Annotated in this window: 13 protein-coding genes; 7 read left to right on the forward strand and 6 right to left on the reverse strand. The window is 67.9% G+C overall.

The genetic code is table 11. The features are described 5' to 3' along the window. The first annotated feature begins 45 nt into the window (after nt 1-45). The 3 genes from mgtE (at nt 46) to AC2YHT_RS24490 (ending at nt 4,143) form a co-directional block, all read left to right on the forward strand. A complete protein-coding gene (mgtE, locus tag AC2YHT_RS24480) occupies nt 46-1,488 on the forward strand; it encodes a magnesium transporter (protein ID WP_110121017.1) in 1,443 nt (480 codons plus the stop codon). 102 nt (nt 1,489-1,590) lie between these two features. After that, nucleotides 1,591-2,865 (forward strand): lysozyme-family localization factor SpmX, encoded by a 1,275-nt coding sequence (spmX, locus tag AC2YHT_RS24485; protein ID WP_487292428.1) that lies wholly within the window; start codon nt 1,591-1,593, stop codon nt 2,863-2,865. A gap of 117 nt (nt 2,866-2,982) precedes the next feature. After that, the gene (locus tag AC2YHT_RS24490) at nt 2,983-4,143 is read left to right on the forward strand and encodes an isovaleryl-CoA dehydrogenase (protein WP_487292429.1); all 1,161 of its coding nucleotides are present in this window, start codon (nt 2,983-2,985) and stop codon (nt 4,141-4,143) included. On the opposite strand, the gene AC2YHT_RS24495 is transcribed toward AC2YHT_RS24490, so the two are convergent. The 4 genes from AC2YHT_RS24495 to AC2YHT_RS24510 all read right to left on the reverse strand — a co-directional run bounded on the left by AC2YHT_RS24495 (nt 4,140) and on the right by AC2YHT_RS24510 (nt 6,907). Then, nucleotides 4,140-4,670 (reverse strand): dihydrofolate reductase family protein, encoded by a 531-nt coding sequence (locus tag AC2YHT_RS24495; protein ID WP_487292430.1) that lies wholly within the window; start codon nt 4,668-4,670, stop codon nt 4,140-4,142. The two genes, AC2YHT_RS24490 and AC2YHT_RS24495, sit on opposite strands and share 4 nt — an antisense overlap. 49 nt (nt 4,671-4,719) lie before the next feature. Continuing rightward, complete coding sequence (locus AC2YHT_RS24500; protein WP_487292431.1) at nt 4,720-5,067, reverse strand: hypothetical protein; 348 nt, start codon at nt 5,065-5,067, stop codon at nt 4,720-4,722. A gap of 624 nt (nt 5,068-5,691) precedes the next feature. Beyond that, nucleotides 5,692-6,507 carry a hypothetical protein gene (locus AC2YHT_RS24505; protein ID WP_487292432.1) on the reverse strand — a complete coding sequence of 272 codons (816 nt, stop codon included), beginning with the start codon at nt 6,505-6,507 and terminating at the stop codon, nt 5,692-5,694. Nucleotides 6,508-6,616: 109 nt separating this feature from the next. Then, the gene (locus AC2YHT_RS24510) at nt 6,617-6,907 is read right to left on the reverse strand and encodes a hypothetical protein (protein WP_487292433.1); all 291 of its coding nucleotides are present in this window, start codon (nt 6,905-6,907) and stop codon (nt 6,617-6,619) included. A 297-nt stretch (nt 6,908-7,204) separates the two neighbouring features. Here AC2YHT_RS24510 and AC2YHT_RS24515 point away from each other — a divergent pair, with 297 nt between their 5' ends. Together AC2YHT_RS24515 and AC2YHT_RS24520 are read left to right on the forward strand one after the other, a co-directional pair. Beyond that, the gene (locus AC2YHT_RS24515; RefSeq protein WP_487292434.1) at nt 7,205-8,248 is read left to right on the forward strand and encodes a glycine zipper 2TM domain-containing protein; all 1,044 of its coding nucleotides are present in this window, start codon (nt 7,205-7,207) and stop codon (nt 8,246-8,248) included. A gap of 72 nt (nt 8,249-8,320) precedes the next feature. After that, nucleotides 8,321-8,482: a hypothetical protein gene (locus AC2YHT_RS24520; protein ID WP_487292435.1), complete on the forward strand. Its 162-nt coding sequence runs from the start codon at nt 8,321-8,323 to the stop codon at nt 8,480-8,482. A 68-nt stretch (nt 8,483-8,550) separates the two neighbouring features. On the opposite strand, the gene AC2YHT_RS24525 is transcribed toward AC2YHT_RS24520, so the two are convergent. Beyond that, nucleotides 8,551-11,706: a TonB-dependent receptor gene (locus AC2YHT_RS24525; RefSeq protein WP_487292436.1), complete on the reverse strand. Its 3,156-nt coding sequence runs from the start codon at nt 11,704-11,706 to the stop codon at nt 8,551-8,553. A gap of 1,326 nt (nt 11,707-13,032) precedes the next feature. On the opposite strand from AC2YHT_RS24525, the gene AC2YHT_RS24530 reads away from it, so the two are divergent. Beyond that, complete coding sequence (locus AC2YHT_RS24530; protein WP_487292437.1) at nt 13,033-13,431, forward strand: hypothetical protein; 399 nt, start codon at nt 13,033-13,035, stop codon at nt 13,429-13,431. An 88-nt stretch (nt 13,432-13,519) separates the two neighbouring features. Here the strand turns inward: AC2YHT_RS24530 and AC2YHT_RS24535 are convergent, their stop codons facing one another. Beyond that, nucleotides 13,520-13,672, reverse strand: coding sequence for a hypothetical protein (locus AC2YHT_RS24535; protein ID WP_487292438.1), 153 nt, complete (start codon nt 13,670-13,672; stop codon nt 13,520-13,522). 141 nt (nt 13,673-13,813) lie between these two features. Between AC2YHT_RS24535 and AC2YHT_RS24540 the strand changes: the two genes are divergently transcribed. Next, nucleotides 13,814-14,584: a methyltransferase domain-containing protein gene (locus AC2YHT_RS24540; RefSeq protein ID WP_487292439.1), complete on the forward strand. Its 771-nt coding sequence runs from the start codon at nt 13,814-13,816 to the stop codon at nt 14,582-14,584. Nucleotides 14,585-14,647 lie beyond the last annotated feature (63 nt).

Here is a 14,647-nt window from a genome sequence, read left to right on the forward strand (position 1 = left end):
GCTTTCAATCATTCGGATCACGCGCGCGCACTTCAGGAGGTCCCCATGACCCGGGAAACAGCCGACCTGAGCGAAGACGCGCGCCACGCCCTCTCCATTCCCGAGCCCGAAGTCGTCGAGGATCTCGAGGACCTGGCGCTCGGCGACGACTACGCCCTCAATCCCGACTATGTGGAGATGGTGGTCGACGCGGCCGATCGCGGCGACACCGCGCGCCTGTCCGAGCTGGTCGGGGCGCTGGATCCCGCCGACGTCGCCGACCTGATGGGCTTCCTGTCGGCCGCCTATCGCGAGGAGGTCATCCCGGTCCTCGATCCCCAGGCCCTGGGCGAGATCATCGCCGAGCTGGAGGACAATATCCGCGAGGAGGTGCTGGAGGCGACCCCGTCGGTCACCCTGGCCCGCGCGCTGGAGGAACTGGACACCGACGACGCCGCCGACGTCATCGACGACCTGGATGACACCAAGCGCTTCCAGGTGCTGGCGGCCATGGGCGAGACCGACCGGGCGGCCATCGAGACGACGCTGTCCTACGAGGACGAGACCGCCGGCCGCCTGATGCAGCGAGAGTTCCTGGCCGCGCCGCAGTTCTGGACCGTAGGCCACACGATCGAGCACGTGCGCCAGTCGGGCGAGAGCCTGCCGGAGCTGTTCTTCGACGTCTATGTGGTCGACCCGTCGTTCACCCCGGTCGGCGCCCTGCCGATCAGCCTGCTGCTGACCAGCAAGCTGGAGACCCCCCTGGCCGAGATCATGGAGCCGGTGACCGAGATCACCGTCGACATGGACCAGGAGGAGGTGGCCTACATCTTCGACAAGTATCACCTGATCAGCGCCCCGGTCGTGGAGGCCGGCGGGCGGCTGGTGGGCCAGATCACCGTCGACGACATCGTCGGCGTCATCCGCGAGGAGGCGCAGGAAGACATCCTCGCCCTGGCCAACGTGTCGGACGTCGGCCGCGACGCCAGCGTCGTGGAGATCGTGCGCTCGCGCCTGCCGTGGCTGCTGCTGAACCTGCTGACGGCGACGATCTCGGTTTCCGGCATCGCGCTCTTCCAGGAAGAGATCTCCAAGCTGGTGGCCCTGGCCGTGCTGATGCCGATCGTCTCGTCGCTGGGCGGCAACGCCGGCACCCAGACGCTGGCGGTCGCCGTGCGGGCGCTGTCGAGCAAGGAGCTGACGGCGGCCAACGCCTCGCGGATCATCACCCGCGAGCTCCTGGTGGGCGTCATGAACGGCCTGACCCTGGCGATCGTCATGGGGGCGGCGGTCTATGTCTTCTATGACAATCCCAAGCTCTCGCTGACCGTGGCCCTGGCCCTGGTCGCCAACATCTTCACCGCCGCCGTCGGCGGCATCCTGGCGCCGCTGGCGCTGGAGAAGATGGGCCGGGACCCGGCGGTGTCGTCGTCGATCTTCGTGACCTTCCTGACCGACTTCGCGGGCTTCTTCTCGGTGCTGCTGATTGCGGCGCTGCTGTTCAACTGATCCCCGGCTAAATTTCCTTACCTGAACCTTAAGAAACGGCGCCGGTCTTGCGCGGGACCGGGCGAGGGCATCCGCCTGCGTTTCAAATTGGGTCAACTCGCGATGAAGCCGCGTCATCAGGTCTCCCGCGCCGCCGTCGATCTCATCAAGAGGTTCGAAGGCTATCGGCAGAAAGCCGCCCAGCTGCCCGACGGGCGCTGGACGATCGGCTACGGGCATACCCTGACCGCCCGGGGCGGCGCGACCGTCTCGGAACAGGACGCCGAGGCCCTGCTGCTCTACGACCTGATCACCGTGGCCCACGCGGTGAACGAAAACAGCTATGCGCCGCTGAACCAGAACCAGTTCGACGCCCTGACCTGCTTCGCGTTCAACATCGGGACCGAGAACTTCGTCCGTTCGGGCGTGCTGCGCCGGATCAACGAGGGCTCGCTGCTGCAGGCCGCCTGCGCCATGGAGATGTGGCGCAAGGCCGACTTCGAGGGCGAGCGGATCGTCATCGACGCCCTGGTGCGTCGCCGCGCCGCCGAGAAGACCCTGTTCCTGACCCCGCCGGACGGCCACTGGGTGCCCGCGCCCAGCCCCGTGCTGCGGCCCAAGGTCGATTACGACGCGACCTGCGCCATTCCCAAGCAGACTCCGGCCGCCGTCTCGACGCGCCTGGAGGGCGACAAGGCCGTGGCCGAGCGCGCCGCGGGCTCGATCGTCACGCCGCTGACCCCGGTCGTCCCGGAAGAGGACGGCCCCAGCGCCACCGAACTGGCCGCCGCCGGCGTCAGCGCCCGCCTGGAGAAGATCCTGGCCGACGAGCCCGCCCGTCCGGCGGTGAAGCCGGTCGAAGACCTGGTCGTGCCCGAGCCGCCGCCGGCGCCCGTCGTGGCCGCCGCCGAGCCGGCCCCGGTGCTGCACGCGCTCGTCGAGGCCCCGCCGACCCTGGAGCCGTTCCGCCTGACGCCGGAAGAGCCGGTCCCGGCCCAGGCGCCGCTGTTCGTGCCCGATCCGCCCGCGCCGCCGCCCGCCGCGCCCGAGCCGACCCTGTTCGAGCAGTCCGCGCCGTCGCGCTCGCCGTTCAATCTGGGCGGCTTCTCCACCAGCGGCGCCGAGGTCGACATCCAGACCCTGGACGTGCCGCTGAACCCGCCCGAGCAGCCGGTGTTCGGCGGCGCCAGCCTGCTGGTCAGCCTGGGCCTCCTGGGCCTGGCCCTGTTCGGCGGCGGCGTGCTGTGGAACCTGTCGGTGGCCTCGGATCCCGGCCTGACCCCGATCCGCATGTTCGGCTGGGGCGCCAGCGTCATCGGCGTGATCTGCTTTGCGGTCTCGGCCTATCTGCTGCTGCGCAAGCTGGGCGGGCCGGATATCGAAGACGACGGCGAGTGAGAGCTCCAAAGAACGGGGTTTCGAAAAGACCGGGTTGATCCCCGGATCGCCGAAGAAAAGAGCATGAACGCCCGCCGGTCTCGTTGATCGGCGGGCGTTTGTGCTATGCGTTGCCGCATGACGCTGCAAACCGCACCCTCGATGGACTTCGCCCTGGGCGAGACGGCCGACGCGATTCGCGAGACCACGGCCCGCTTCGCCGCCGACAAGATCGCGCCCCTGGCGGCCCGGATCGACGAGACCAACGCCTTCCCGCGCGAGCTGTGGGTCCCGATGGGCGACCTTGGCCTGCACGGCATCACGGTCGAGGAAGAGTTCGGCGGCCTCGGTTTGGGCTATCTCGAGCACGTGGTGGCGATGGAGGAGATCTCCCGCGCCTCGGCCTCGGTGGGCCTGTCGTACGGCGCGCACTCGAACCTCTGCGTCAACCAGATCCGCCGCTGGGCGAGCCCCGAGCAGAAGCAGCGCTATCTGCCGAAACTGATCAGCGGCGAGCATGTGGGCTCCCTGGCGATGAGCGAGGCCGGCGCGGGCTCCGACGTCGTCTCGATGAAGCTGCGGGCCGAGCAGGTCGGCGACCGCTACGTGCTGAACGGGACCAAGTTCTGGATCACCAACGCGCCGCACGCCGATACGCTGGTGGTCTACGCCAAGACCGGGGAGGGCAGCCGGGGCATCACCGCCTTCATCGTCGAGAAGGGCATGAAGGGCTTCAGCGTCTCCAAGAAGCTGGACAAGATGGGCATGCGCGGCAGCGACACCGCGGAGCTGGTGTTCGAGGACTGCGAGATCCCCGAGGAGAACGTCATGGGCCCGGTGGGCGGCGGCGTCGGGGTGCTGATGAGCGGCCTCGACTACGAGCGCGCCGTGCTCAGCGCCGGCCCCCTGGGCATCATGCAGGCCTGCCTCGACTACGTTCTGCCGTATGTTCGCGAGCGCAAGCAGTTCGGCCAGGCGATCGGCTCGTTCCAGCTGATGCAGGGCAAGGTCGCCGACATGTACGTGGCCCTGAACTCGGCCCGGGCTTACGTCTATGCGGTGGCCCGGGCGTGCGACGCGGGCAAGACCACCCGCTTCGACGCGGCCGGCGCGATCCTGATGGCGTCCGAGAACGCGGTGAAGGTGTCGCTGGAGGCCATCCAGGCCCTGGGCGGGGCCGGCTACACCAAGGAATGGCCGGTGGAGCGCCTGCTGCGCGACGCCAAGCTCTACGACATCGGCGCGGGTACGAACGAGATCCGCCGGTTCCTGATCGGCCGGGAGCTGGTGGGGGCTTAGGTCGGCTCGTAGGTCAGCCGGATCACGTCGTCGTCGATGCGGTCTGTCGCCACGAGGCGCAGGCGGGGGCGGGCGGCGGCGAAGTAGGGCGTGCCGGCGCCCTGCACGACGGGGTGCAGGTAGATCCGGTAGGCGTCGATCAGGCCAAGGTCAGTGAGGCTGCGCGCCAGGTTCGGGCCGCCGACCTCGATCTCGCCGTCGATCCGGGCCTTGAGGTCGGCGATCGCGGTCGCCAGGTCGCCCTGGATCAGCGTGGCGTTGGGGCCGACCGAGGTCAGGGTGCGGGAGGCGACCCATTTGTGCTGGGCGCGCCAGGCCTGGGCGAATTCGCGTTCGGGCGCGCCCCAGTCGGGCTGCTCCTCGTCCCAATAGGCCATGATCTCGTAGAGGCGGCGGCCGTAGACGCTGCCCGCCTGCTCGCGGGCCTGGTCGATGAAGTGGCGGAAGAGCACGGGGCCGGGCGCGAACCCCGTGTGGTCGACATAGCCGTCGAGCGACTGGTTCATGCCGAAGACGAGCCTGGCCATGCCGCGGATCTCCCTGCCGAGGGCTGCTGACGCGCCCAGTCTATCGCCTTCACCATTTGGGGCGAGGGGGCGATTTCTGGCGCGGCCAGTATTCGACGAGGGGGCCTTCGCGGCGGGGATCGCCGCCGTTGGCCCAGATGATCTGCTCGATGAACCACGGCAGGATCGAGTCGATCTTTCCCTGCAGGCTGGGGCCGAGCGGCGGCAGCTGCTTCAAGGGCTTCGTGCAGTCTTCGGGTATGCCGTGCTCGGCGCGCCAGGCCGCGAATTCGATCCTGATATCGTACATGGCGCTCCTCACGCGGTTCTTGTCCTGCGGCGCCAACTGAATGAACGGGATGTGCACGTAGTCGTCGCGCTTGCGGCGGGGCTTGGCTCTCGCCTTGGCTCTGGCCATGGGTTTGCTCCTGAAGGGACTGCACCTGGCGTGCGTCGACGGCCGCGGGCCGGAAGGGCGCGCGGGGCGGGGAGGGAGCGGAGCGCCCGGGCCACGCCCGGAGGTGCTGTTGTGTGTACCGTTTCGACGAAGCCTAGACGCTCCGCGCGGTCGTTTGGCTGCCGGCTTCCCGGGCGGCGGCGCTCTTAACGCCTTACCAGGACCGCCTTCGAGGTTTCCCTTTCTAGCGGCGACGAGGAGAGGGGGACTCTGTAATCCTCGCCCAAGCCGACGGCGGGCGGGTCTGGCCAGCGCCAGGTCCCGGACGCGACGGATCTTCCCAATCCGCCCCAGTCCCGCTCGATCGCATCCCGAAGCCGCGAAGGTCGCTGGCCGCGCGCCCTCCCCATCGCCTCGAGACCTGGTGATTATGCGCCGGCCTGAGCGGCGTCGGATGGAGGGGAGTCGGGCGTAGGGATTTCAAGGGGTTGTAGGCGGGAGAGGTGGGATACTGGGATCCGTCCCCCCTTAAACCCGTAAAATCCCCGCGAAAGCGGGGACCCAGGTGTTTTATCGTCGAGCGCAGCAGGTGGCAGAAAAAGCCTGGGTCCCCGCTTTCGCGGGGATTGTACGGAGTGTGGGGGATCAGGCCGTCGCCGCGCTCTTGGGCAGCACCTCTTCTCCCGCCCGCCAGCCGGCGTAGGCGATGACGCAGCCGGCGATGGCGGCGGCCAGGGCGAAGGGCAGGGGCGGCAGGTCGGCGGCGCGGACGAAGAGGGCGCGCCAGGCCGGCAGCGGGCCGGCGAACTGGAAGAGCACGGCGCCGAGCGCGGTCAGCAGGGCGGCGAGCGCGAAGGGGCGGCCGTCGCGTCCGGCGCGGAGGGCGACGACGAGGGCGATGGCGGCGGTGACCGCGTTGGCCAGCTGGAAGCCGACGCCCAGCTTCCAGAAGTCCTGCGGGCCGGCGATGGCCAGGGGCGGTAGGATCGGCGCCAGGCGGCCCAGGATCGGCGGCAGCAGGAAGATGCTGGTGGCCAGCATGTAGCCGGCGTGCGCGCCGATCGTGCGCCGGCGGGCGAGGGCCTGGTGATAGAACCAGGCGAAGCCGGCGACGGCGACGATGTCGAGCCAGGCCAGGCGCGCGGCGTAGAGGTCGTAGAACGGCGAGACGTTGGCGACCAGGCGGCGGGCCATGCCCAGGAAGATCCCCGAGCCGCCGGCCAGGAATAGGGGGAAGAGCGCCAGGCTGCAGAAGCCGAGCGTGCGGTGCGTGGCGCGGTTTCCGCCGTGGATCAGGGCGCTCTGAGCGACCAGAAGGGCGAGCCACAAGGTGGCGGTGATCCCGTGGGCGTGAAGATCGATCGAGGCCGTGGAGACCTGCGACAGGTAGGCCGGCCAGAAGGCCAGCACGGCCAGCGGGAAGATCGCCAGGACGTAGAAGTGCGCGCGCCGATACGGCATCGAAAGCCCCCTTCCGAACCTGCAAGTGAGGCTATTCGGAAACCGGCGTTCTGCCAATCGGGCGTTTATTCCCGAGCGTGTGTGGTCGCGGCTTGGCGGTTGTGGGCCGCTAATGCGGACGCTTGAGGCGCAGGTCCATGCCCAGCGTCGGGCCGATGCCGCCGGGATGCTCGCCGAACGGATGGGACGCGTGGCGGCGATGGGCCGCCGCTTCGAGCCGCGAGCGCAGGTCGTCGTCCAGGGGGAGGATGTCTTCGGCATCCTCGTCTTCCTCTGGAATGGACGCCGTCAGGACATGGTCCAGCGCGGCCAGGAAGGCGGCGTCTTCCAGCGTTCCCTCGATCGGAGGATGGTCGAGATAGCCGAGGACGACTTCAAGCGACTCTTCGAAGGCCGGCATGGCGCATCCTTTCGCGTGAGGCTCGCATCGGGTTGGGCGCCTATAGGGCGCCTATTGAAGAGCGTGCGAACACGGCGATGGTTCAGCCGTTTCTCCATAAAATAGATAAAGACAATGTCGGCGTGATGGAAAATTCTCGTTCGTTTTTTGGAGATAAATATTTTTAAATGTCTTGTATCCAAGGTGAAGCTATATAATATTTGAGGAATAATTTCCGCGCATAATTGAATATTGTGTGGCGCATAACCATATGGGGCTGTCGGGAAGAGCCTGTCTCATCCCAAGGAACCCCATACAATGCGTATTCAAACTCTGGTCGCCGGCGCCTGCGCCGCGGCCTTGATCCCCACCGTCGCGCTCGCTCAACAGACCTGCGAGCAGCGGCAGAGCAACCGCGTGGCCGGAACGGTCGCCGGCGCCGGTCTTGGCGCGGTGGCGGGCGCGGCCGTGGCGGGCCGCGACGATCGCGGCAAGGGCGCGGTGATCGGCGGCGTCGCCGGCGCGCTGATCGGCAATCAGATGGCCAAGGGCGGAGCAGGCGGAGCGGACTGCGCCCGGGCCTACGGCTATTACGACAATCAAGGCGCGTGGCACGCCAACGCCGTCGCTCGCGGCCAGGCCGCCGGTTATTTCGACCGCAGCGGCGAATGGGTCGCTGGCGCCCCGCGCGGCTACTATGCCGAGAACGGGCGATGGGTGCAGGCGAGCGCCGACGCCGACACGGCCGGCTACTACGCCGACGGCCTGTGGGCGCCCGCCTCGGCCCAAGGCTATTACGGTCGGGGCGGCCAGTGGGTCGATGCGACGGCCTCGGGCTATTACGACCGCTCCGGGCGTTGGATTTCGGGCCCCGCGACGGGCCGCTACGACGCCGATGGGCGCTGGATGGCCGGCCAGGCGAGCGGACGGCGTGACGCCAGCGGCGCCTGGATCGCCGATCCCCAGCCCGGCTACTACGACAGGGGGCGCTGGGTGCGCGGCGAGACGGTCGGCTACTACGACGCTCGCGGCGCCTGGATCTCGACGGACGGGCGCGCCCGGCGCGTCGACTATCCCGCCGGCCAATATCCCAGCGGCCGGTACTCCATGGATGGGCGCCCGCTGAGCATCGACGACCGTCAGGCCCAATTGGCCGAGCGTATCAACCGCGGCGCCTATAGCGGCCGTCTGAGCCGGGGCGAGGCGCGCCAGGCGACGCGAACCCTGGCCGCGATCGAGCGACAGGAACAGTCGCTGCGCACCCGCCAGGGCGCGTTGGGTCCCAGGGGCCGGGCGATCATCACCGCGCGGCTGGATCGGCTGAGCGACAGCATCAGCGGCGACGTTCGCGACGACCGCTAGGCCTTCGGGTCGTCAGGCCGGGCGTCCCGCCAAGACGGCGCGGGCGCCCGGCCGCATCAAGAAAGACCCTTCATGACCTTCCTGTTCATCACCGCCGCCGCCTGCGTGGCGACGGCGTTCGCCTTGCTCCTGGCCTTCCGCCTGTTCGCCGGGCCGCGCCCCGTCGCCGTTCGCATCCGGACCAAAGAAAAGGCCGCCCCGGTTTCCCGGAGCGGCGCGTCACGCCGAGCGTGAGTCTGCCTATTTTAATGTTGGCGCGTGGCGGGCGCCGAAACCGCTTACACTTTCGGCTGCCACGCTTCTCAGTACTTGTACGAGGCGCCGACGAAGAAGCGGCGGCCCGAGTAGTTGCTGTTGATCAGGCGGGTGTCGCCGGCCCAGCTGGATTCGTCTTCCTTGGTCAGGTTCTTGCCTTCGACGAAGAGCGACAGGCCCTGCGGGCCCGGACGCCAGGTGAACTTGCCGTCGAGATAGCCCGTGGCGTCCTTGAACACCGGCTGGCCGAGGGTGTCGGAGGCGGTGAGCAGGTAGCCCGAGCGGTAGTTGTAGGCGAGGCGGGCGCTGATCGGGCCCTTCTCGTACCACAGGGTGGCGTTGTAGCTGCTCTTGGACAGGCCCGGATAGGGCAGGGCCGAGCCATCGACGCCGCTGAAGACGCCCACGTCAGAGGCCTTCTGGTAGGTGTAGTTGACGTCGGCGCCGAGGCCCGACAGCAGACCCGGCAGCCAGGTGAAGGCGGTCTTGGCCGTCAGTTCGACGCCCGAGATCTTGGCGCCGTCGCCGTTCACGTAGGTGTTGTAGAAGTACAGGGTGCCGTCGCCGAACACGTCCTGCTGGCCCAGGTTCGAGCGCGAGGACAGGTAGAACGAACGGATGTCCTTGTAGAAGAAGCCCGCCGACAGCTGGGTGTCGCTGTCGGGGTACCATTCGAACGACAGGTCGTACTGGTTGGCGCGGTATGGCTTCAGCGCCGGGTTGCCGGCGTCGCAGCTGTCGGGACCGTCGTCGGAGGTGCCGTCGTTGGTGTAGTTGATGGTGCAGGTCATGCTGGGCATCAGGTAGTTGACCAGCGGGCGGGCCATCAGCTGGGCGAAGCCGAAGCGCGCGCTCAGACGGTTGTCGATCAGCCAGCCCTGGATGTTGAAGCTGGGCAGATAGACCGTGTAGTCCTTGGTCATCGACGTCAGGGTGTTGGCCACCACGGCGGTCGAGGCCACGCCGTTGACCAGACGGGTCTCGCGACGGGTGTACTGGCCGGCGGCCGTCGTCTGGGTGTGGACGCGGCGGACGCCGAAGTTGCCGATGATGTCGCGGCCCAGCAGCGGGAAGCCGTAGTCCAGACGGATGTACTGGGCGTCGCTCTTCTCGGTGACGGCGTACGGGATCTGGTTGTACGTCTTACCGTCGTTGCCGGTGGTCGTGTACAGGTTGTCCAGGTTGAAGTGCGACGTATCCAGGTACTGGGAGATCGCCTTGAACGACGGATACTTCCAGCTGTTCGGCAGGCCCGAGCCCCCGTAGTAGAAGTTGTCCGGCAGGTCGACCATGGCCTGGGCGAACAGGGCGTTCGAGAAGGCGCGCGACCAGGTCTCGGTCGAGTTCCAGTAGGTGGTCTGGTAGGCGTTGCCCAGGATCGCGGCGGTCTGGTCTGCGGCCTGGCCGTTGACCACGGTGGCCGTCGAGTTGACCGAGTTGGCGTAGATCACCGTGTCGTCGAGGTTGCTGGCCAGGTTGGCGCCGCCGCTGACGATGAAGCCGCCGTAGCCGTAGCCGCCCGTCTCGGCGTTCGAATAGCGGCCGCCGAACTTGACGCTCTTCAGGAAGGGCAGGTCGGCGCGGTATTCGAAGTCGATCTTGTACTGGTCCTCGGTGTTCTTGGAGTCCGACGGACGGTACTGGATCTGCCACTGGTTGACGGCGGCGGCGTCGGCCGGGCTGAAGCCGTCGGCGAAGGTGAAGACCGGGGCCGAGCCGTTGTTCGGGTCGATTGTGACCTTCAGGCCCGGGGTGTTGTACGACACCGAGGCGTTGTTGGTCAGGTTCAGGGTCTTGGTCTTGCCGCGGGCGCCGACGAAATCGATCTTCCAGCGGTCGTTCTGGAAGTTGGCGCCGAAGGTGATGTAGTCGGAATCGTTGGTCTGCTTGAAGTCGCGCGACGAGATGCTGAAGGCGTTGTTGCCGCCGCGGTTGGCCGTCGTCAGGCAGTCGCCGACGACGTATTCGGTGACCTGGTGGTTGGCGTCGACCTTCACGCCCGGGACGTTCTGAGCCGTGGCCGCCGTGACGCGAGCGCAGCTATTGGCCGAACGGTTCAGCGGGTCGAGGTTGGTCAGGCCCGTTCCGTAGTTGATGTCGTTGAGAACCTGTTCGCGCTTGTTCTTCTGGTAGGTGACGAAGGCGGTCAGGTTGTCGGTGAACTTGTACTGGGCCGTGAACTCGGCCGAGGTGCGGGTGTCGTCGCGGGTCCAGACGCGGTAGCGCGGCACGCGCGGGCTGTAGTCGTACCACTGGCTTTCGCAGGCGGTGCGGGTCTGGGCGGTGGTCAGCAGCGAGGCGTCGGGCGTGACGGCCGTGGCGCAGCCGGCTTCGGTCTGGATGCCGGAGATGTAGTCGCTGACGGCGCGGCCGTAGGTCTGGCTGTAGTAGTCGAGGGTCTTTTCAGCCGAGTTGTCGAAGTCGCCGAGCAGGGCCCAGGCGTTGTTGTCGACGAAGTCGCCGCGGGTCAGGACGCGGTCGTAGTTGACGTTGCCCATCAGGCCCAGGCGGCCGTCGAACAGCTGGGTGGCGCCGAACACGCTGGTGCGCGGCTTCCAGCCGGGCAGGGTGTCGAGGTTCTGCGCCGAGGCGGTGAACGACAGGGTCGGCTTCTTGAAGTCCAGCGGCTTGCGGGTGGTCACCGAGACCGTGCCGCCGACGCCGCCTTCGGTCATGTCGGCCGTGAAGCCTTTGAAGACGTCGATCGACTTGACCATTTCCGACGGCAGTTCGCGGAAGTCGTTCGAGCGGCCGCCGCCGCCGTAGACCGACAGGTTGCTGGCGGTCGACAGGGCGCTGACGCCGTTGATCTCGACGCGGTTGAGGTCGGGCTCGACGCCGCGGATCGAGACGGCGTTGCCTTCACCGAAGTCGCGGGCCAGCTGCACGCCGGTGACGCGGCCGAGGGCCTCGCCGACGTTCTTGTCGGGGAAGGCGCCGATGTCTTCGGCGACGATCGAGTCGGAGACGGTGCCGGCGCGCTTCTTGCGGCTCATGGCCGACTGCAGGCTGGCGCGGGTGCCGACGACGACGATCTCCTCGACGGCGTTCTCGACGTTGGAGTCGGCCGCGGCCTGGGCGGGGGCCGGCGCGGGCGTCGTTTGCGCGAAGGCGGCGCCGCCGCCGATCATCAGCAGGATGGCGGTCATCCCCGTGGTGCGCATCAGCCCGGCTTCGCGCCGGATCTTGCTGTCGACCTTCATAGTATTCCTCCAAGTGCGAGGGCGTTTCCGCCCTGTCTTTCGGGCCGTGCGGCGCCATGCGGCGCGGCCGGCCGATTTGCTGTGATGGAGGCCAGGGCGATGGGCGCGTCCGACGATGACCGGCAGTCGAATCGGAGGCGTCCGGGCCTTGGCCGCGGCGATGGGAGGGGAACGAGAGGCGGCGCCCGGCGGCATGCGCGGGCGGACGTCCTGGCGGCGAGCACGGGGTGGGGCCTGCCTGGCGACGACGGACGCCGATGGCGGTCCCGTGTCGCTTGTCTTTCTCGATCCGGTGCGAGCCTGGCGTGAGCGTACACGCGGCGTCGCTTCTATGAGGCGGTCTGTCGCTCGCCGCGGACCTTTGGTCTCTGCTACGGGCGCGATCCATCCATTTCCAAGCTGACGCAAAGAGTCAACGTCGCGGAGATAATTTCCCACCGAGTCGGGGGCTGCCCGTAATTATGTGACAATTAAAGCACTGTGTTCCCACATGATGGAATGCTCTCGCAACAATCGGGATTAGTGCTTGATTTTGGCGCTAATCCTGCTCATCGTGTCGACATTCGGCGCGTCCGCGCGCCCGGCCGACGACAAGATCGGATCGAGAGGAGACGACAGAAGATGGCAATCCGCCCGCTTGGTCCCTTCGCTCGCTCCGCCCTCGCCGCCGGCTGTACGGGGTAGGCAGCAGGGAGGGACAAGTTTTCCACCGGTCCGTTTCGACGGCGTCTTCCAGGGTCAGTTCACGGCCCGACGCCACCCGCGACGACACCGGTGTCTTTGAGCGGTCTTTTGTTACCAGCGATAAATGACGGCGTTCTCGGCTTTGTGTTTTTGTGCCGTAACCGACGCTGTCGCATGGGCGAGTTTCGCAAGGGGTTGCGAGCACGCCCGACTTCCTCGTCCGCGTCCCGCAGGGAGGCGGACGATCCATTCAATGGGGGGGCTCGCCTGGGCGTCAAAGCGCCTGGCGAGTCTCGACTTTCGCCCGCGACGCGGGCCGTGACGCCCGTGTCGGGCTGTCAGATTTCCTTCAAAGCCTGAAGCCTGAAACGAAAGAAGCCCCGGACGTGGGTCCGAGGCTTCCGATCCGCTCGTCGGCCTGTGCTGATGCACGACCGAAAGACGGCATTTGTCCGCTAAAGCGCTGGGGTCAGTTCAGACCTTCGATCTTCACGGAGCTTTCCAGCGCATTCGCTTTCGACAAATGAGACACTGGGTCACCTCCTTTCGGCTGCGCGTCACACCCTGACGCAAGACTAAGGTTGGGTGAGCGCGCGCCGTTGGCAAGAGGCGCGGTGTCGCATGCGCGTGCTATGCGGGGGCATGAGCGAAAACCGACCCGCCCCGCGAAAACCCGCCCTGCACGGCTGCCTGGGCGTCTTCCTCGGCCTGGTCCTGGCGGTCACGGCCGCCGGCGCCTGGATGACGGGCTATCTGCCGGTGCGGCTGTTCAGCCAGGCGCGCTGGAAGGATCCGGCGCGGATGGACCAGCGCGTCACCATGGTCAGCGCGCTGCTGCTGACCCACAGGCTGGAGGGGCGGACGCGGGCGGAGGTTGTGGACCTGCTGGGCGAGCCGACCAAGACCGACTACTTCGCCGACCAGGACCTGGTCTACTGGCTGGGGAACGAGCGGGGGCTGTTCGGCATCGATTCCGAATGGCTGGTGCTGAAGCTCGGCCCGGACGGCCGGGTGGTCGAGTGCAGGGTCGTCACCGACTAGGCTTTTTCGTCGACAAGGGGGGGGAGCAACCCCGGACCGCGCAAAGGGGGGACAATGCACGATCCGGGGCCGCACCTCCTGGGGCTGGCTAGAGGGCGCGCCAGGCCAGGAGGATCAGGGACCAGAGACCCAGATTGAGCGCCAGCGCCGCCACCCGGGGGCCGTTCACGCGCGCGGCCAGGGCCACGGCGCGGGGGCGCTGGGCTTGGGCGGAGGCGGCGGAAGCGGCGATGCGGGTCACGGCGGTGGTTCCTTGTCCAAGACGGCGCCGGTAGCGGCGCCCGTTGTTGGTAAAGATAGGAACGCCGGAGATAGTTTCATATGCGACAAAACGGTCGCGGGCCGTCATGGTCGCGCGCGAATTGTCGCAGCGAGTCGCGCCATGCCCGCCTGGGATCCAGACGTCTATTCCCGCTATCGCGCCTATCGCGACCGCCCCGCCCTCGACCTGATGCTGAAGATTCCCCGCGATCTGGCCCCGCGTGAGATCTGGGACCTGGGCTGCGGCCCCGGCGAGCACGCCGCCCTGCTGGCCGCGCGCCATCCCGAGGCGGTGGTCCACGGCCTGGATTCGAGCCCGGAGATGCTGGCCCGCGCCAAGGGGCAGGGGGCGGACGTCGATTGGATCCTGGGCGACATCGATGCGTGGGCGCCGCAGATCCCGCCCGACCTGATCTTCACCAACGCGGCCCTGCAGTGGCTGGACGGCCACGAGACGCTGTTCCCGCGTCTCTTGAACAGCCTGGCGCCCGGCGGGGTGCTGGCCTGCCAGATCCCGCAGGTCGAGGACGCCGGCTGGCGGCGCAGCTTGCGCGAGGTCGCCGCCGACGGGCCGTGGGCCGGCAAGCTGGCCGACCTGGACGGCGTGCGGCCGGGCCACGACCCCCGCGCCTATCACGACTGGCTTTCATCGCTGGCGTCCGACCTCGACGTCTGGGCGACGACCTATGTCCACGCCCTGGAGGGCGAGGACCCGATCATCGACTGGACCTCGGGCACCAGCCTGCGGCCGTATCTGGAGCGGCTGGACGGCGCCGAGACGGCGGCGTTCCTGAGCGCCTGGCGGGCGCGGCTGGCGGTGGATTATCCCAGGCGGGCGGATGGGATCACGCTGCTGCCGTTCACGCGGCTGTTCGTGGTGGCGCGGCGGTAGGGGGCGGATTTTTGACCCCTCTCTCTGAGAGAGAGGGAGGGGCCCGCGCCGTAAGGCGTGGGA

This window comes from Caulobacter sp. SRI_008, assembly GCF_057586355.1.

What these genes read in the sequence shown, in the direction of transcription:
- mgtE (WP_110121017.1), top strand. Translation starts at nt 46, where the DNA reads ATGACCCGGGAAACAGCCGACCTGAGCGAAGACGCGCGCCACGCCCTC.
- spmX (WP_487292428.1), top strand. Translation starts at nt 1,591, where the DNA reads ATGAAGCCGCGTCATCAGGTCTCCCGCGCCGCCGTCGATCTCATCAAG.
- AC2YHT_RS24490 (WP_487292429.1), top strand. Translation starts at nt 2,983, where the DNA reads ATGACGCTGCAAACCGCACCCTCGATGGACTTCGCCCTGGGCGAGACG.
- AC2YHT_RS24495 (WP_487292430.1), bottom strand. Translation starts at nt 4,670, where the DNA reads ATGGCCAGGCTCGTCTTCGGCATGAACCAGTCGCTCGACGGCTATGTC.
- AC2YHT_RS24500 (WP_487292431.1), bottom strand. Translation starts at nt 5,067, where the DNA reads ATGGCCAGAGCCAAGGCGAGAGCCAAGCCCCGCCGCAAGCGCGACGAC.
- AC2YHT_RS24505 (WP_487292432.1), bottom strand. Translation starts at nt 6,507, where the DNA reads ATGCCGTATCGGCGCGCGCACTTCTACGTCCTGGCGATCTTCCCGCTG.
- AC2YHT_RS24510 (WP_487292433.1), bottom strand. Translation starts at nt 6,907, where the DNA reads ATGCCGGCCTTCGAAGAGTCGCTTGAAGTCGTCCTCGGCTATCTCGAC.
- AC2YHT_RS24515 (WP_487292434.1), top strand. Translation starts at nt 7,205, where the DNA reads ATGCGTATTCAAACTCTGGTCGCCGGCGCCTGCGCCGCGGCCTTGATC.
- AC2YHT_RS24520 (WP_487292435.1), top strand. Translation starts at nt 8,321, where the DNA reads ATGACCTTCCTGTTCATCACCGCCGCCGCCTGCGTGGCGACGGCGTTC.
- AC2YHT_RS24525 (WP_487292436.1), bottom strand. Translation starts at nt 11,706, where the DNA reads ATGAAGGTCGACAGCAAGATCCGGCGCGAAGCCGGGCTGATGCGCACC.
- AC2YHT_RS24530 (WP_487292437.1), top strand. Translation starts at nt 13,033, where the DNA reads ATGAGCGAAAACCGACCCGCCCCGCGAAAACCCGCCCTGCACGGCTGC.
- AC2YHT_RS24540 (WP_487292439.1), top strand. Translation starts at nt 13,814, where the DNA reads ATGCCCGCCTGGGATCCAGACGTCTATTCCCGCTATCGCGCCTATCGC.